General features: G+C 65.5%; 15 protein-coding genes. 6 read left to right on the forward strand and 9 right to left on the reverse strand.

Features of this window, described 5'->3' with window-relative positions:
* Positions 1-5: 5 nt before the first annotated feature.
* From QNO06_RS14335 to QNO06_RS14350, 4 genes are all read right to left on the reverse strand, one after another.
* The gene (locus tag QNO06_RS14335) at positions 6-2,048 is read right to left on the reverse strand and encodes an acyltransferase family protein (RefSeq protein ID WP_227912605.1); all 2,043 of its coding nucleotides are present in this window, start codon (positions 2,046-2,048) and stop codon (positions 6-8) included.
* Between the two features lie 98 nt (positions 2,049-2,146).
* Positions 2,147-2,830, reverse strand: a complete 684-nt coding sequence (locus QNO06_RS14340) for an NUDIX hydrolase (protein ID WP_227912604.1) — start codon at positions 2,828-2,830, stop codon at positions 2,147-2,149.
* The gene (gene nth / locus QNO06_RS14345; RefSeq protein ID WP_227912936.1) at positions 2,827-3,639 is read right to left on the reverse strand and encodes an endonuclease III; all 813 of its coding nucleotides are present in this window, start codon (positions 3,637-3,639) and stop codon (positions 2,827-2,829) included. The genes QNO06_RS14340 and nth overlap by 4 nt, the downstream gene beginning before the upstream one ends.
* Positions 3,640-3,728: 89 nt before the next feature.
* Complete coding sequence (locus QNO06_RS14350; RefSeq protein ID WP_227912603.1) at positions 3,729-4,940, reverse strand: phosphatidylinositol anchor biosynthesis protein PIGW/GWT1; 1,212 nt, start codon at positions 4,938-4,940, stop codon at positions 3,729-3,731.
* A gap of 300 nt (positions 4,941-5,240) precedes the next feature.
* Between QNO06_RS14350 and acs the strand changes: the two genes are divergently transcribed.
* On the forward strand, positions 5,241-7,229 hold the full coding sequence (gene acs, locus QNO06_RS14355; protein ID WP_227912602.1) for an acetate--CoA ligase: 1,989 nt from the start codon (positions 5,241-5,243) through the stop codon (positions 7,227-7,229).
* Between the two features lie 78 nt (positions 7,230-7,307).
* Here acs and QNO06_RS14360 read toward each other — a convergent pair whose 3' ends face one another.
* Positions 7,308-7,730: an organic hydroperoxide resistance protein gene (locus QNO06_RS14360; protein ID WP_227912601.1), complete on the reverse strand. Its 423-nt coding sequence runs from the start codon at positions 7,728-7,730 to the stop codon at positions 7,308-7,310.
* A gap of 104 nt (positions 7,731-7,834) precedes the next feature.
* On the opposite strand from QNO06_RS14360, the gene QNO06_RS14365 reads away from it, so the two are divergent.
* From QNO06_RS14365 to QNO06_RS14380, 4 genes are all read left to right on the forward strand, one after another.
* Positions 7,835-8,425: a TetR/AcrR family transcriptional regulator gene (locus tag QNO06_RS14365; RefSeq protein WP_227912600.1), complete on the forward strand. Its 591-nt coding sequence runs from the start codon at positions 7,835-7,837 to the stop codon at positions 8,423-8,425.
* A 64-nt stretch (positions 8,426-8,489) separates the two neighbouring features.
* Positions 8,490-9,830 (forward strand): MFS transporter, encoded by a 1,341-nt coding sequence (locus tag QNO06_RS14370; protein WP_227912599.1) that lies wholly within the window; start codon positions 8,490-8,492, stop codon positions 9,828-9,830.
* A 7-nt stretch (positions 9,831-9,837) separates the two neighbouring features.
* Positions 9,838-10,299: a type II 3-dehydroquinate dehydratase gene (aroQ, locus tag QNO06_RS14375; protein WP_227912598.1), complete on the forward strand. Its 462-nt coding sequence runs from the start codon at positions 9,838-9,840 to the stop codon at positions 10,297-10,299.
* Positions 10,292-11,281, forward strand: coding sequence for a DUF2332 domain-containing protein (locus QNO06_RS14380; RefSeq protein WP_227912597.1), 990 nt, complete (start codon positions 10,292-10,294; stop codon positions 11,279-11,281). The genes aroQ and QNO06_RS14380 overlap by 8 nt, the downstream gene beginning before the upstream one ends.
* Before the next feature lie 69 nt (positions 11,282-11,350).
* Here the strand turns inward: QNO06_RS14380 and QNO06_RS14385 are convergent, their stop codons facing one another.
* Complete coding sequence (locus QNO06_RS14385) at positions 11,351-12,532, reverse strand: MarP family serine protease (RefSeq protein WP_227912596.1); 1,182 nt, start codon at positions 12,530-12,532, stop codon at positions 11,351-11,353.
* Between the two features lie 221 nt (positions 12,533-12,753).
* On the opposite strand from QNO06_RS14385, the gene QNO06_RS14390 reads away from it, so the two are divergent.
* Complete coding sequence (locus QNO06_RS14390; protein WP_146360700.1) at positions 12,754-13,431, forward strand: Crp/Fnr family transcriptional regulator; 678 nt, start codon at positions 12,754-12,756, stop codon at positions 13,429-13,431.
* Positions 13,432-13,518: 87 nt separating this feature from the next.
* On the opposite strand, the gene QNO06_RS14395 is transcribed toward QNO06_RS14390, so the two are convergent.
* From QNO06_RS14395 to sp36, 3 genes are read right to left on the reverse strand one after another with little or no spacing between them, the layout of a single operon-like run.
* Positions 13,519-14,430, reverse strand: coding sequence for an NUDIX hydrolase (locus QNO06_RS14395; RefSeq protein WP_227912595.1), 912 nt, complete (start codon positions 14,428-14,430; stop codon positions 13,519-13,521).
* On the reverse strand, positions 14,423-14,905 hold the full coding sequence (locus QNO06_RS14400; protein ID WP_227912594.1) for a RidA family protein: 483 nt from the start codon (positions 14,903-14,905) through the stop codon (positions 14,423-14,425). The genes QNO06_RS14395 and QNO06_RS14400 overlap by 8 nt, the downstream gene beginning before the upstream one ends.
* A complete protein-coding gene (sp36, locus tag QNO06_RS14405; RefSeq protein WP_227912593.1) occupies positions 14,902-15,060 on the reverse strand; it encodes a Sp36 family protein in 159 nt (52 codons plus the stop codon). The genes QNO06_RS14400 and sp36 overlap by 4 nt, the downstream gene beginning before the upstream one ends.
* Positions 15,061-15,069: the final 9 nt, after the last annotated feature.

Below are 15,069 nucleotides of genomic sequence, written 5' to 3' on the forward strand. Positions count from 1 at the left end.
CCGGGTTAATCCACCACGGCCGCTATTTTGGGCGCCAGCTGCCGCGAGAACTGCGCGTTCACGTGGTTCGCGTCGTAGTACACGGCTACGCCACCCACCGCCGAATAGCAACTGTGGAGGTCACAGAAGTATTCGGTCAGGTCCACTGCCCGAACCTTGTCCGTTCCCATCCGCTCGGCGGCCTGAAGGAAGAAGTCAGGCCCCACTGCCGTCTCCCGGGGAACGGCACATTCCTGCGGCGAGGATGCGTTCAGGGAAAGGCATTCGGGATCACGCACCATCCCGTTCAGGGGCGGGTCCACGAGTGGAACAACCATGATCCCGGCGTCCGTCCAGCGCTTCCAGTCCCGTGTGAGGGCATTGATGTATTGCTCGCCCTGCGGTTCTCCGGTCCCGTCGTTAACGATTTCCCCGCCTACAAACATGCTGACAAAGACCTTGTCCGGGGAGTCCGCTTCAATAGCATCCGTTACCACCCGGCCCCAGTGCCGGCACGCCTCGACGTGATCCGGATGTGATCCCTTGCCTTCGAAGGACTCAATGGGGGCATCGAGCAGCGGACACGCACCAAGATAACTGAGGCTGACCTTCCACCCGCGCTCTTTGGCGAGCGTCAGGACAGGCTCCTGCCAGTGCTGGGCGTGCGAGTCCCCGACCATCCACACGTTTTGGGCCTCCGGGTTTCCCCCGGAAAAGTCGCACACCGCCGGCTCACCGCCTTCAAGCAGTTCGTCTTTCGCCTCCGCACAAACCTCGGGCATTGTCCAGTACTCGTTGGCCTTGCCCATGTGCGGAAGGCCAACCGGAACGGCATACGGGTCGCCGCACTCCCGGTTTTCCAAAGCAGCGATGCCGTAACACGGGCCGGACGCCCATGCCTCCGCCAAGTCCAGGGCGTGCTCTTCCTTGGCAGTTCCGGATACTCCCAGAAGGACAGCGGCCACCGATACCGCTGCCATGCCGGCAACAGGAGCGCGGAACCCCCGGCCCGAGTGCCGGCCACGGGGGTTGATCCAGGCGTCCTCGAGCCAGCGTTGGGTCAGCCATGCCAAGAGGACCGCTGCTGCCAGGACTGCAGCCTTGTACGGCGCGGTGGGGACCACACCCAAAGCGTAGGGTGCCGCCACGATCAGCGGCCAATGCCACAGGTACAGGGAGTAGGAAATCTTTCCCACAAACTGCACCGGGGGTAATGCGGTCACGCGATCATGAACCAGCCGGCGCTGACCGTTTCCGGCGAGTATGACCAGGGCTGACCCCAGGACCGGGACCAGGGCAGCCCACCCGGGAAAGGGCGTCTCTCCGCCAAAGGTCAGGGCACTGGCCAGAATGAGCCCGAAACCGGCAATGGCCAGTACGTTCCGAAGCGCGAAGGATTTCAGCTGCAGCGTTGCCAGACCTACCGCGGCACCTATGGCGAACTCCCAAACGCGCGCTGGCGTCACGAAATACGCCTGCTCCGGGGAGCTGGCCGTGACATAGATGCTGTAGGCGAGGAACACTACTGCTATCGCCAGCACTGCACTCAGCAGCGTTCGCCGGACCGGCCGCCCGCGGCGGCGGGCCAGGAACGCGAACAACATAAGCGCCAACGGCCACAGCAGGTAGAACTGCTCTTCCACCGACAGGGACCAGTAGTGCTGTACTGCGGAAGCCGATTCGGTCATCGCGGAGTAGTCCACGCTTTTGGCCGCCAACAGCCAGTTCTCACCGTAGAAAACGCTGGCCAGGGTCTCCTGCGCCGTTGCCATCCAGAGGGAATAGGGCAGGAAAAGCAGTACCAGCAGCATCGAGGCAGCTAAGACAAGGAAGGCCGCGGGTAACAAGCGGCGGGCCCTGCGGGCATAGAAAACCCGGAGGCGAACCCGCCCGGTGGCCTCGATCTCCCGCACCAGGTGCGAACTGATCAGGAAGCCTGAAATGACGAAGAAGACGTCCACTCCGACGTAGCCGCCGGGCAGCCGAAGCGGCCACAGGTGGTTCATCACTACCAGCCCCACCGCAAGGGCACGCATGGCCTGGATGTCAGTACGGAAGCGGCTCTTCACGGCCGATGCTGCCATTGCTGCGGGTGGCAGCCCGGCGCTTGATCTACTGACAACCAATGGTTTCCCCCTGTAACAGTCCGTTGCTTCGGGAATCCGCGCTACAGAGAGGGGACAACCTCCCGGGTTTCGTCCCAGGGCTGCGTCCATCCCAATTCGTCCAGCACGCTGGAGAGGATGATACCGGTGAATCCCCAGACCAGCACCCCGCCGACCAGGAACGCGGGAGTGCGGGGCGCACCCTTGCGGCCCGGGAGGACGGCCGTGCGCCGGTTTTCCGGATTGAGCAGGTCAGCGACAGGTACCCGGAAAACCGACGCAGATTCCCCGTAGTCCACCACATCCACCGGGGTGGGTTTGTCCCACCAACCCAGGACGGGGCTGACCAGGAAGTTGCTGACCGGCAACCCGATGGCAGGGAGCTCGCCGAGTACGCGGACGCCGGCCGGATCCAGCCCGGTTTCTTCCTCCGCTTCGCGCAGCGCGGCATCCACCGCGGTGGCGTCGGCAGCGTCCACGGAGCCGCCCGGGAAAGCCACCTGCCCCGGATGGTCGCTGAGTGTAGCCGCCCGCTCAATCAGCAGTACGTCCAAATCGTCCGGAACGGCGTCGGCGGAGAAGTCCGCAGGCCTGTCATCGAGGACCCCGAAAAGGATCAGCACGGCAGCCGGGCGTGCCGTGGCAGGGTCCACACTGCGCCGCAGCAGGTCCATGTCCGCGTTGAAGGACGTTTTCCCGGCGGCTACTGCAGCGGCCAGCGCCTCGAGGTCCCCGCGTGCACTCATGCTTCGAGCCCGAAGCCAGCGGCCCGCAGCTGGGCACGGGTCTCGGCCGCCATCATGCGGGCATGCAGTTCCTCGCGTCCGGGCGCCAATTCGTATTTCAGCAGTTTGCGGGCCTTCTCCGGGTCCGTCTCGCCTTCGCCGTAGGACGGGCAGAGCTGCGCGACGGCGCAGGCACCGCAGGCGGGCTTCTTGGCATGGCACACCCGCCGTCCGTGGAAGACCACGCGGTTGGAGAGCGGCGTCCAGTCCTTGGGCTCAAAGAGAGCGGCAACGTCCTCTTCCACCTTGACGGGGTCTTTGGAAGTGGTCCAGCCGAACCGGCGGGCCAGGCGCCCGAAGTGGGTGTCCACCGTGATCCCCGGCACACCGAAAGCGTTACCGAGCACTACATTGGCGGTCTTTCGGCCCACTCCCGGCAGGGTCACCAGGTCCTCCAGCCGGTCCGGGACCTGGCCGTTGAACTCATCCACCAGCTTGGTGGAAAGCGCCTTGACGCTGGCCGACTTGGCCCGGAAAAAGCCGGTGGGGCGGATGATTTCCTGCAGCTCGGCTTCATCTGCCTCCGCCAGTGCCCGGGCATCCGGGTACCGGGCAAACAGGACGGGCGTGACTGCGTTCACGCGGATGTCGGTGGTCTGGGCCGAGAGCACGGTGGCTACCAGCAGCTCGAACGCGTTAGTGAAGTCCAGTTCGGCAACGGCATACGGGTACAGCTCTCCCAGCAGCCGGTTAATTCGCCGCGCCCTCCGCTTGGTTGCAAGGAGGGACGGATCGCTGCCGGTTGCTTTCGCCAATGCTTGTCCTTCTATCTGCGCTTTGTATCCGGCGTCGGATTTGCCGCTGCCGTAAGTGCCGAAACTGCGGGCCGGCCTCCGGCGCTTTCACGCCGGAGGAGGGTTTACTGGTCCGCGTCCACCCGCTCGATGTTGCTCAGGTCGCGCAGCACGCCGATGCGGCCGGTGCGCTTGTCCTGGACAAGGAATTCATCGCCGCGGTCTTCCAGTCCCAGTTCCCAGTCACCGGGGTGGAACATGAACAGGGGCAGTCCTGTGCGTTCGTCAACAATCTGGCGGGGGGTTCCCACAGCGAACCAGAACGCTTCCACCACGGCTTCGGACTCGTCGCGGGTAGCGGTGATGGGCTCAGCGGGCTCGTCCGCGGCAGCTCCGGCAGCGGGATTTTCAGCGGCGGGGTTTTCGCTCTCGCGAACCACCGGGTTCACCGTGGTGGCGGCCAAGGGTTCCTGCCGGCTGCTTTCCGGGGTTGGAGCCTGGGCGGCCGGGTGCGCATCCTGGGCGGCCTGGACGCCGTCGGCGGGGCGTGCGGTCTGCGGCGCCGCGGCGGAAGCGCCAGCGGCGGCACCTGCGACAACCCCTCCTCCGGCCGCAACAGCAGGGCCCTGCTGGGCTTCGGCTTGGTGCGCTGCACCGGCCTGGCCGGTTCCGGCGTCGCTGCGGCGGATGGGGTTGGTGAACCGGCGTGCTGCGGGGGCTTCAGCCTTGGGCCGTGCCGGGCGGGCGCGAAGCGGCAGCGCTTCACGTGCCATGGGGGCCGCGGTGCGCTCGGGACGGCCTTCGAACTCCTTGGCGAAGAACGGCAGATGCGGAGCGAGTGTGGTCGCGGCCACCAGGCCCAGGGAGCCGATGAGGGCGATCAGCGGACCGACGGCGAAATCGGTAACGGTCTGGATAAAGAAGAAGGCGAGCGCCAAAACAGCAACCACGGAGGCGAACTGGTCCAGGGACAGCGAACCGACCCGGGGCTTTGTGCCCGGAGCAAGCCGGCGGCCGGCGAAAAGCCCGGCAACGACCAGCGGCAGCAGGATGCCGATACCCAGGAAGAACAGGGAGAACCCGTTCCAGAGGTTGAAGTCCTCTTCGAACCTGAGTGAGCTGACGGTAAAGAACGGGAGGATGCTGCCCACGAGCATCACCAGGACAGATCCGCCCACTACGGTGTCACGCAGGCTGAACGGGCCGAACAGTGCTTCCTGGCCCCCGGCATCGGCGGTACCGGGACGTGCCCGCCCTCCCGCGGCCGTGGACGGCCCGTCGGTGTGCGAAGCGTCGGCCATGCCGCGGGTCTCATTCTCAACAGGGGGGTTGTTCATACTGATCTCCATTCACGACCACCACCGCAGCACCGGTGGACGGGCCGCCGGGAACGGTAGGCCGCATTTACGGTACAAAGGCGGTTGCTTCCTTCCCTCAGCCTAATCAACGACGGCGAGGCAGACTAGCCGAGTGGCGGCGCGCCCCGGGGCAGTGACATACCGCTCACCGCATTTTCACGCCGTTTTGCAACTGTTTGTGTGAGCCCGGACACAGCCCTTCGAAACCGGCGATAGTGTGGATGGCAGCCGGCACCATTCCCCTGGTGCTGGATTTCTGCGAAGTGAAAGGGTTCAAACATGTCTGATCAGTCCCCTGCGAAGAAGCACGGTGACGCCTTCGAGAACCTTCTGCACGAACGCCGGAGCTTCCCGCCGAGTGCCGAATTTGCTGCGTCTGCGGTGGCCCAGCCGTCCCTCTACGAGGAAGCAGCAGCGGACGGTCCCGCCTTCTGGGCCCGGCAGGCACGCGAATTGCTGTCCTGGGACAAGGATTTCGACCAGGCACTGGACTTCAGTGATGCCCCCTTCGCCAAGTGGTTCGTAGGCGGAGAGCTCAACGCCGCATACAACGCCCTGGACCGGCACGTGGAAGAAGGCCGGGGTGAGCGCGTTGCCATCTACTTCGAGGGTGAGCCCGGCGATACCCGGACCTACACGTACGCCCAGCTGACCGAAGAAGTGAAGAAAGCGGCCAACGCCTTCGAGTCCCTCGGCGTGGCCAAGGGCGACCGGGTGGCCGTCTATCTCCCAATGATTCCGGAAGCAGTCATCACCATGCTGGCCTGCGCGCGGATCGGTGCGGTGCATTCAGTGGTGTTCGGCGGTTTCTCCGCTGACGCCCTGCGCAGCCGGATCGACGACGCCGAAGCCAAGCTTGTGGTGACTGCCGACGGCTCCTACCGCCGCGGCAAGCCCAGCATGCTCAAGGGCGCCGTTGACGAGGCCCTCGCCAAGCCGGGCCACACGGTGGAAAACGTAGTGGTGGTCCGCCGCAACGCAGAGCCGGTGCAGTGGAACGACGGCCTGGACCAGTGGTGGCACGACGTCGTGGACACCGCGGATACCGAGCACACCGCAGTGCCGCATGACTCCGAGCATCCACTGTTCATCCTGTACACCTCCGGCACCACGGGGAAACCCAAGGGCATCCTGCACACCACCGGCGGGTTCCTCACGCAGACCGCCTTCACCCACCTCAACACCTTTGATCTGCACCCGGAAACGGACGTGTACTGGTGCACCGCGGACATCGGCTGGGTCACCGGCCACAGCTACGTGGCTTACGCTCCGCTGATCAACGGCGCCACCCAGCTGATATACGAGGGCACACCGGACACGCCGCACCAGGGCCGCTGGTGGGAACTGGTGGAGAAGTACAAGGTATCCATCCTGTACACCGCCCCCACCGCCATCCGTACCTGCATGAAGTGGGGCCGGGATATTCCGCAGAAGTACAACCTGGATTCCATCCGGGTGCTGGGATCGGTGGGCGAACCCATCAACCCCGAAGCATGGATGTGGTACCGGCAGGTCATCGGTGCCAACGGCGGCAAAAAGGAAAACCCGGCGCCGATCGTGGATACCTGGTGGCAGACCGAAACCGGGGCGCACATGATCGCACCCATGCCCGGCGTCACGGCCACCAAGCCGGGCTCCGCGCAGGTAGCCGTGCCGGGCATCTCGGTGGACGTGGTGGATGAAATGGGGAAGCCGGTGCCCAACGGATCCGGTGGCTTCCTGGTCATCAAGGAGCCGTGGCCGGCCATGCTGCGCGGCATCTGGGGAGATCCGGAACGGTTCAAGGAGACCTACTGGTCCCGGTTCGACAACATGTATTTCGCGGGTGACGGCGCGAAGAAGGACGAGGACGGCGACATCTGGCTGCTGGGCCGGGTCGATGACGTGATGAACGTTTCCGGCCACCGGCTCTCCACCACGGAGATCGAATCCGCCCTGGTGAGCCATCCCTCGGTTGCCGAGGCCGCCGTCGTCGGTGCGGCCGATGACACCACGGGTGAGGCCGTGGTCGCCTTTGTTATTCTGCGCGGCAGCGCCAAGGACGACGACGACATTGTCACCACTCTGCGCAACCACGTGGGCAAGGAAATCGGGCCGATCGCCAAGCCGCGGCACATCCTGGTGGTTCCCGAACTGCCCAAGACCCGCAGCGGCAAAATCATGCGCCGCCTGCTCAAGGATGTGGCCGAAGGACGCGAAGCCGGCGATTCCAGCACGCTGGCGGATAACACTGTGATGCAGCAGATCGCCGAGTCCCTGCGCAGGTAAGCCCTGCCGACGGCAAAACACAGCAGGTGCCCTCCCCGGTCCGGGGAGGGCACCTGCTGTGTTGAGGAGCGGGTTGGACTAGCCGACGGTGACGTCGAGCTCCACCTCGATATTGCCCCGCGTGGCATTGGAGTAGGGGCAGACCTGGTGGGCTGCCTGGACCAGTTTGTCCGCGGTTGCCTCGTCCACGCCGGACATTTCCACGTGCAGTGCGACGCCGAGCTTGAAGCCGCCTTCATCCTGCTTGTAGATGCTGACGTCGGCCGTGACGGCAGCATCTGCAATGGGGGCCTTCTCCGCGCGTGCAATCATCTTCAGCGCGGACAGGAAGCATGCGGCGTATCCCGTGGCGAAGAGCTGTTCGGGGTTGGTTCCCTCGCCGGAGCCGCCCATCTCGGTTGGGGTGGAGAGGTTGACCTCCAGCTTGCCGTCGCTGGTGCGGGCTTCTCCGTTGCGTCCGTCGCCGGTAGCGGTGGCAGCAGCTGTGTACAAAGCACTCATGGGAACTCCTTATGTGGGGAAAGTCTGTAGGATCAAGGTAGACTAACTAGTACGTCTACCGCAAGTAATGCAGACCGAATACCGTGAAGGAAGAGGGGAAAGCAATGGGCACGCAACCGTCAGGGGTACGCGAGCGGATCCTCGGCAGTGCTTCGAGCCTGTTCTACACCGAGGGCGTGCGGGCCGTGAGCGCGGACAAGATCATTGCTGCTGCAGGCACCACCAAAGTGACTTTCTACCGGTATTTCCGCTCCAAGGATGATCTGGTGGTGGCGTACCTGCAGGAGCAGTCCGCAGGAATGCAGGAACGGGCCGCAGCCCTTGACCCGGACCCCTGCACGGGCCTGCGCCAGCTGGCAGAAGTGATGGGAACCGAGGCCTGCTCCCCCGGCTTCCGCGGGTGCCCTTTCATCAATGCCGCGGCTGAGTACCCGGACCCGGAGCATCCCGTCCGCATGGTCATTACAGGGCACCGTGCGTGGCTGCATTCACTTGTGGCCGGCCGGCTGCGCCTGCTCGGCGTGCAGGAGGCGGACAGCCTGGCCGACCAGTTGCTGATGCTGCGCGACGGCGCCATGGTGTACGGATATGTGGAGGACGGAACCGCCGTCGGGCCCGCACTGGCGGCAGCCGGCGAGGCGCTGGTCCTGCCCCGGATCACCGCGGGAAAACCCAAATCCGCGGCCCAGGCCTGACGCCGATGTGACCTTCGCCTCACGGGCTTGGGAAAAGCGGCGCCGGATAGGAGAATTCCTTCTCGTGTCTACTTCACTCGCACCGGCCGCACCTGCCGGACCACACTCTTCCAAGATGGCCCGCAAGGTAGCGGGGGCGTCCTTTATCGGCACGGCCCTGGAGTCCTATGACTTCTATGTCTTCGGCACCGCGGCCGCACTGATCCTGAACCGGATTTTCTTCCCGGAAGTGGATGCAGCAACAGGCGTCCTGCTGTCCTTCCTGTCCCTGGGCATGGGCTTTATTGCCCGGCCGGTGGGCGCCATCCTCTTCGGGCACATCGGAGACCGGGTGGGGCGCAAGACCTCGCTGATTTGGACCATCATCCTGATGGGTGTTGCCACCGGTGCGGTTGGCCTGCTGCCGGACTACAACACCATCGGCATCTGGGCGCCGCTGCTGCTGGTGCTGCTGCGCCTGCTGCAGGGCCTGGCCGTGGGCGGCGAGTGGGGCGGGTCTATCCTGATCGCCACCGAACATGCCGCTCCGCGCAAGCGCGCCCTTTACGCGGCCATTCCCCAGATCGGCTCTCCGGTGGGGACCATCCTGGTTACCGGCATCTTCCTGCTGCTGACGCAGGTCCCGGACGATGCCATGGAGGCCGGGGTATGGCGCATTCCCTTCCTGCTGGCCTTCCCCTTCATGGGCATTGCCCTGTACCTGCGCCTGGCCATTGACGAGACCCCCGTGTTCAAGGGCGTCGAGAAGGCACACCAGGTAACCCGGGTCCCGCTGCTCGAGGTACTGCGCACACAGTGGGCAGCAGTGCTGGTCGCTGCTGCCGCCGCCCTCCTGGGCATCGGCTCCTACTTCCTGATGACTACCTACACCCAGTCCTACGGAACCAAGATCCTGGGACTGTCGGAGTCCACTGTCCTGAACGCTGCGCTGGTCGGATCGGTGCTCCAGCTGGCTACCATCCCGGCCTTCGGCTTCCTGGCCAACCGCATCGGCTCCGCCCGGATGGTCATGGCCGGTGCCGTTGCCACCTTGGTGATCTCCTTCCCGCTGTACTTCATCATCAGCAACGCCAACACCCCGGTCTACATCCTGACCATCCTGATCGGCGGGATAGCTCCAACGGCGGCCTGGGCCGCACTGGGCGGACTCATGGCCGACCTGTTCCCGGCCCGGACCGGCTTCACGGCCCTGTCCCTCGCCTACAGCATTGCCGGCATCCTCTCCGGCTTCACCCCCTCCGTCACCCAGGTATTCTCCAATGCAACCGGCGCCGCCTGGTGGCACCCCGGCGTCGTACTGGCGCTGATGTCCCTGATCACCATCGCGGGCGCGCTGGCGGCGCGTCACATGACGCAGCACAACACGGCTGCTGCGCCGCAGAAGACAGGATCCGCTCCGGCATAGTTAAGCCATGACTACTGCCGGCACACGCAACATCCTGGTCCTCAACGGCCCCAACCTGAATCTCCTGGGCACCCGTGAACCTGGAATCTACGGGCACTCCACGCTGGCGGATGTGGAGGCTGCGGCCATGGCTGCAGCCTCCTCCCGCGGCTGGAGCGTGGACTGTGTGCAGTCCAACCATGAGGGCGACCTGATCGATGCCATCCACGCGGCACGGGGCACGGCTGCGGGCATCGTCATTAATCCCGCGGCCTACAGCCACACCTCGGTAGCCATCGCGGACGCCCTCTCCGCCGTGGAACTTCCCGTGGTGGAGGTACATCTCAGCAACATCCACCGTCGCGAGGAATTCCGGCACCACTCCTTCGTCTCCGCGGTAGCCTCCGTGGTGATCTGCGGCGCCGGTATCAGCGGCTACCGCATGGCTGTGGAGTACCTGGCGGAGTCGCTGGAGCCGGAGCGTGGCTGAGGCCCCGTCAACGGCGCAGCGGTATGCGCGCTTCGCCCGCTACGAGGCCCGCGGCGCCTCGGAAGTCTACGAGCAGTGGTGTGAGGAAATCAGCCGGGACGCCAAGGTGCTGGAGCTGATTGACGGGCTTCCCCGGGACAAGCGCCAACCCAACCTCGTGCTGGCCGCTGCCCGCAGCCGGGGCGCGGAAGCCGGCACTTACAGCGGGTTCCGCGCTTTCCTGCTCCAGGAGTGGGACGGTATCCGCGACGTGATCCTGCGGCGCAGCACGCAGACCAACGAGCCGCGCCGCTGCGCCGTCCTCCTGCCGTCGCTGGCACGGATCGCCCGGGACGAGGGACGCCCGCTGGCGTTGATCGAGGTTGGTGCGTCCGCGGGTTTGTGCCTGTATCCGGACCGATACGCCTACCGGTACGACGACGGCGCCGTCATCAACGGTCAGGGCCGGGACAACTGGGTACTGGCGTGCCGGACCACTGGCAATCCCCCGCTGCCGTCGTCGGTGCCGAACATCATTCACCGGTCCGGAGTGGACCTTAATCCCCTGGACCCGGCCGATCCGGCCGACCTCGCTTGGCTGGACGCCCTGATATGGCCGGGCATGGATGAACGCCGCCGGCTGCTGGGGGTTGCGGCCGAAGCAGCGGCACACTCCCCTGCCCGGATTGTGCGCGGGGACTTGAATGCCGAGATTGCCGGACTGATTGAGGCTGCGCCGGCCGAGGCCGCCGTCGTTGTTTTCCACACAGCGGTCCTGGCCTACCTGCCGGAGGGCGACCGGGAAATTTTCCGCGACACCATTGTCAGCTGCCTCGGCGTTCCCGGCCGGCCGGTGCACTGGCTCTCCAATGAGGGCCTGGGCGTGGTGCCGGGACTTTCCGCTCCGCCCGGTTCCGCGGATCCGGGTTTGTTTGTGCTGCACCACAACGGCACGCCGGTGGCGCGGACCGGCCCGCACGGCCAGTCCCTGGACTGGCTGTGACCGGCACGGCCGGAGGGCGCGGTTAGCCTGCGGCTCCGTTATGCGCGTGGCGTTCGGTTGGGGCCGCCGCTACTTGGCGGTGCAGGACCCGGCGGAAACCGCCTTGCTGAAGCCGGGGGCGTCCTCAATGACCGGGCCCACCTCGGCAAGGGACAAGGCGTAGCCGATGGGCTGGTCCCCGGTGGTTTTGGCGAAAATGACTCCCGCGACCTGCCCGTCAATGTCCAGCAGCGGTCCGCCGGAATTGCCCTGCTGGACGTTCGCTGCCAGTGTGTAGACCTCCAGCACCTCCGGTGAGGTGCCGTAGATGTCACGCACGGCCACCTCGGAAAGCCCTTCGACACTCGCTGCCTGGAGCCGGAAGGGCCCGCCGGCGGGGTAACCGGCAAAGGCGGCCGTAGTGCCGTCCGGCAGCGGGGCGCCTACCGGGATGGGCGCCGCGTCCAGGTCATCCACGGCGAGCACGGCGAGGTCGCGGGCCGCGTCGAAGTACACCACCCTGGCCGGCAGGACGGACCCGTCGGGAACTTCCACTACCGGCTCGTTGACGCCGGCCACCACGTGGGCATTGGTGACCACCCGGTCATCCGCCACCACAAACCCGGATCCCGTCTGGTTCTGTCCGCACTGGTAGGCCGTGCCTGTGATCTTCAGCACGGAAGCCGAAGCCTTTTCCAGTGCTGCCGAGCTGACTTCCGCGCTGGGCGGCACCGCCGTTTGCGGCGCCGCACTGTCCAGAATGGTCGGCAATCCCTCGGAGACCGTAAAGGAACGGATCTGCGCACTCCACGTCTTGACCTGTTCAGGAGTGCCGTCATCAATCGCATTGAGCACCTTGGACCCGGCAATCTGCTGGGATAGGTACGGCACGCCAAGCGTCGTGACGCTGAAGGCCAGCATGGCCATCACCAGGGCCGCAACAACCAGGTTCGCGGCCCCGCCAAGTAGCCGGTCCAGGACCCGAAGAGGCGGGAAATTCAGCCACCGCCGGATCATTCCGCCCAGCGCCGCACCAGCCGCATGCCCTATCAGGACAAGGATTACGGCGGTGGCGATCACCACTGTCAGCCGCCAGCCGTTGTCCGGCACCCATCCCGCTACGAGGGGGATGGCGAAGAACGCGGCCACGGCGCCGGCAACGAAACCGACGATTCCCCCCAGGGTCACCACCAGCCCGTTGCGCAGCCCTGCCACCAGGTAAAAAAGCAGGACAAGGAGCAGGACGATGTCCAGAAGTGTCAGTCCGAGCACTAAAAGCTCCAAAAGGGGGTTCGGGCGGCTCGACGGGGGTTGGCCGCTGCGTTTGACGAGTTTATCCGTACAACCTGAAGAACCCGTTACCGCTTCTTCGGAGCCGTGCGTGGGCCTGCTCTCTTTTTCTCATCCATAGGCGAACAAACGTGCTTCAGGTGTCACTGGCGCGTGACGTGCGGCAAGATAATAGGTAGAGAACACTATTTACAGGAGATTTCATGGATATCGAGGTACTGCGCCGCGCGCCGTTGTTCGCCTCTCTGGGAGACGACGTATTCGCCGCTCTGACCGAAGAGCTCACTGAGGTCGACCTTTCCCGCGGGGCCTCCGTTTTCCGCGAGGGCGATCAGGGCGACCAGCTCTATTTCATCGTCTCCGGAAAAATCAAGCTGGGCCGTTCAGCCCCTGACGGGCGGGAGAACCTGCTGGCTATCCTCGGCCCGGGTGAGCTGTTCGGGGAGATGGCACTGTTTGATCCCTCCCCGCGCAACGCCACGGCAACCGCCGTCTCGGAGACCCGGCTTGCCGGTCTCCGGCACGAGAACCTGCGGGCATTGATCGAGACCCGCCCCGAGGTTTCCGTCCAGTTGCTCCAGGCCCTGGCACGCCGCCTGCGTCGCACCAACGAGTCGCTGGCCGACCTCGTTTTCTCCGACGTTCCGGGCCGTGTGGCCAAGGCGCTGCTGGATCTGGCGGACCGCTTCGGCCGTCCGGCCACCGACGGCATCCTGGTAGCCCACGAGCTGACGCAGGAAGAACTGGCCCAGCTGGTTGGCGCCTCGCGTGAAACCGTGAACAAGGCCTTGGCTGAGTTCGTCCAGCGCGGCTGGCTGCGCTTGGAAGCACGCGCAGTGGTCATCCTGGACGTCCAGCGGCTGCGGCAGCGTTCGCGCTAGGCAGTTGGACACGCCCTAAAACGCAGGAGATACAGGAACGGCGCCGGACCCCTATGGGGGCCGGCGCCGTTGCTGTATCCGGCAGCATCAACGTCCGTGCGCAGAAGATCCTTCAGCGGCGCCGCCGGGATTTACGGCCAGGCGCGGTTCGCCGTCCACTTCCACCAGTTCCGGCCGGTAGACCGCAGCGGGCCGCCTGCTGGACAGGTAGGCGATGCAGCCGCGTGCCGAACCGACCTTTTCAAGGGTGATTTCGACGGCGGGAACCACCAGTTCGCCAAGGGTCAACCCCTGCGTATCCGGACGCCCGATTTCGTCGCCCAGGGCAGTGGTGTCGCGTGCGGCGACCACGTCGGCAGCAGCTTTCCACCCGGCCCATACGCCCTTGCCCTCCAGCAGTGTGGCGTCCTGGCCAACCGGAGCAATGGCGGCGAAGTAGCGGGTGTCGAAACGGCGCAGGGCAAAGTCTGCGCTGTGCCAGTTGGAGAGCGGACGCAGCAGGTCCGTCCGCAGCCCAAGGCCCCGCTTGCCGAGCAGTTCCAGGAAAGAGGCGTCCTGGGCGGCGATGGCGGTGCGGGCCGCCATCCACTCCGGGCCGCGGTTGCTTTCCAGCAGGGTGGCTTCATCCGGGCCGGCCAGCAGGACTCCGGTTTCCTCAAACAGTTCCCGGATAGCCGCTACTACGTGCCGGCGGGCCAGCCGGGAATCGTCGATCCCCATCGACTTGGCCCAGGCGGCGGGCGCAGGCCCGAACCAGGTGGCCTGCGCGTCGTCGTTCTCTTCCACGCTGCCGCCCGGGAAGGCGACCTTGCCCAGCGGGGACTCGCCCCGCCGGTAGGAGAGGTACGTTTCAGTACCGCGCGGGGAGTCCCGCAGCAGCACCACCGAGGAGGCCAGGCGCGGTTTGCGCGGCGTCCGGTCGGAGCGTTCGAACCAGCTTTGGGCCGCTACCCGCTGATCGGGCGCGACCGGAAAGAGCCGGATAGTCGAGTTAGGCAAATTCCACGATCATTTCTACTTCGACGGGCGCATCCAGCGGCAGGACGGCAACGCCGACGGCGGAGCGCGCGTGGGTTCCGGCCGCACCGAATACCTTCCCCAGAAGCTCCGAAGCGCCGTTCACAACGGCTGGCTGGCCGGTGAAGGAAGGGTCCGAAGCAACATAACCGACAACTTTCACGACGCGGCTGATGCGGTCAAGATCACCGATCTGCGCCTTTACCGCCGCCAGTGCGTTGATGGCACAGATCGCTGCGTACGACGCGGCGTCCGCCGGATCCACCTCTGCACCCACCTTGCCGGTTGCCGGAAGCGTCCCGTCCACGAACGGCAGCTGGCCGGACGTATGGACGAGGCTGCCGGTGATAACCGCCGGGACATAGGCAGCCACCGGAGCTGCGACATCGGGAAGGGTCAGGCCCAGCTCCCTCAGCCGGATCTCAACGGCCGATACTGCACCGGCAGCGGCGCTCACTGGCCTTTTTCGCGTTTCATATAGGCAACGGAACCCGTGCCGTTGGGTGCGGCAGCAATCTGCACCAGCTCCCATCCTTCGTCCCCGTGCATATTCAGGACCTGCCCGGGCGTGTGAAGCGGAAGTGGTGTAATGAAGTATTCCCATTTGGTCATAAGGGAAAG

It is taken from the genome of Arthrobacter sp. zg-Y20 (genome assembly GCF_030142075.1).
Lineage (GTDB): Bacteria > Actinomycetota > Actinomycetes > Actinomycetales > Micrococcaceae > Arthrobacter_B.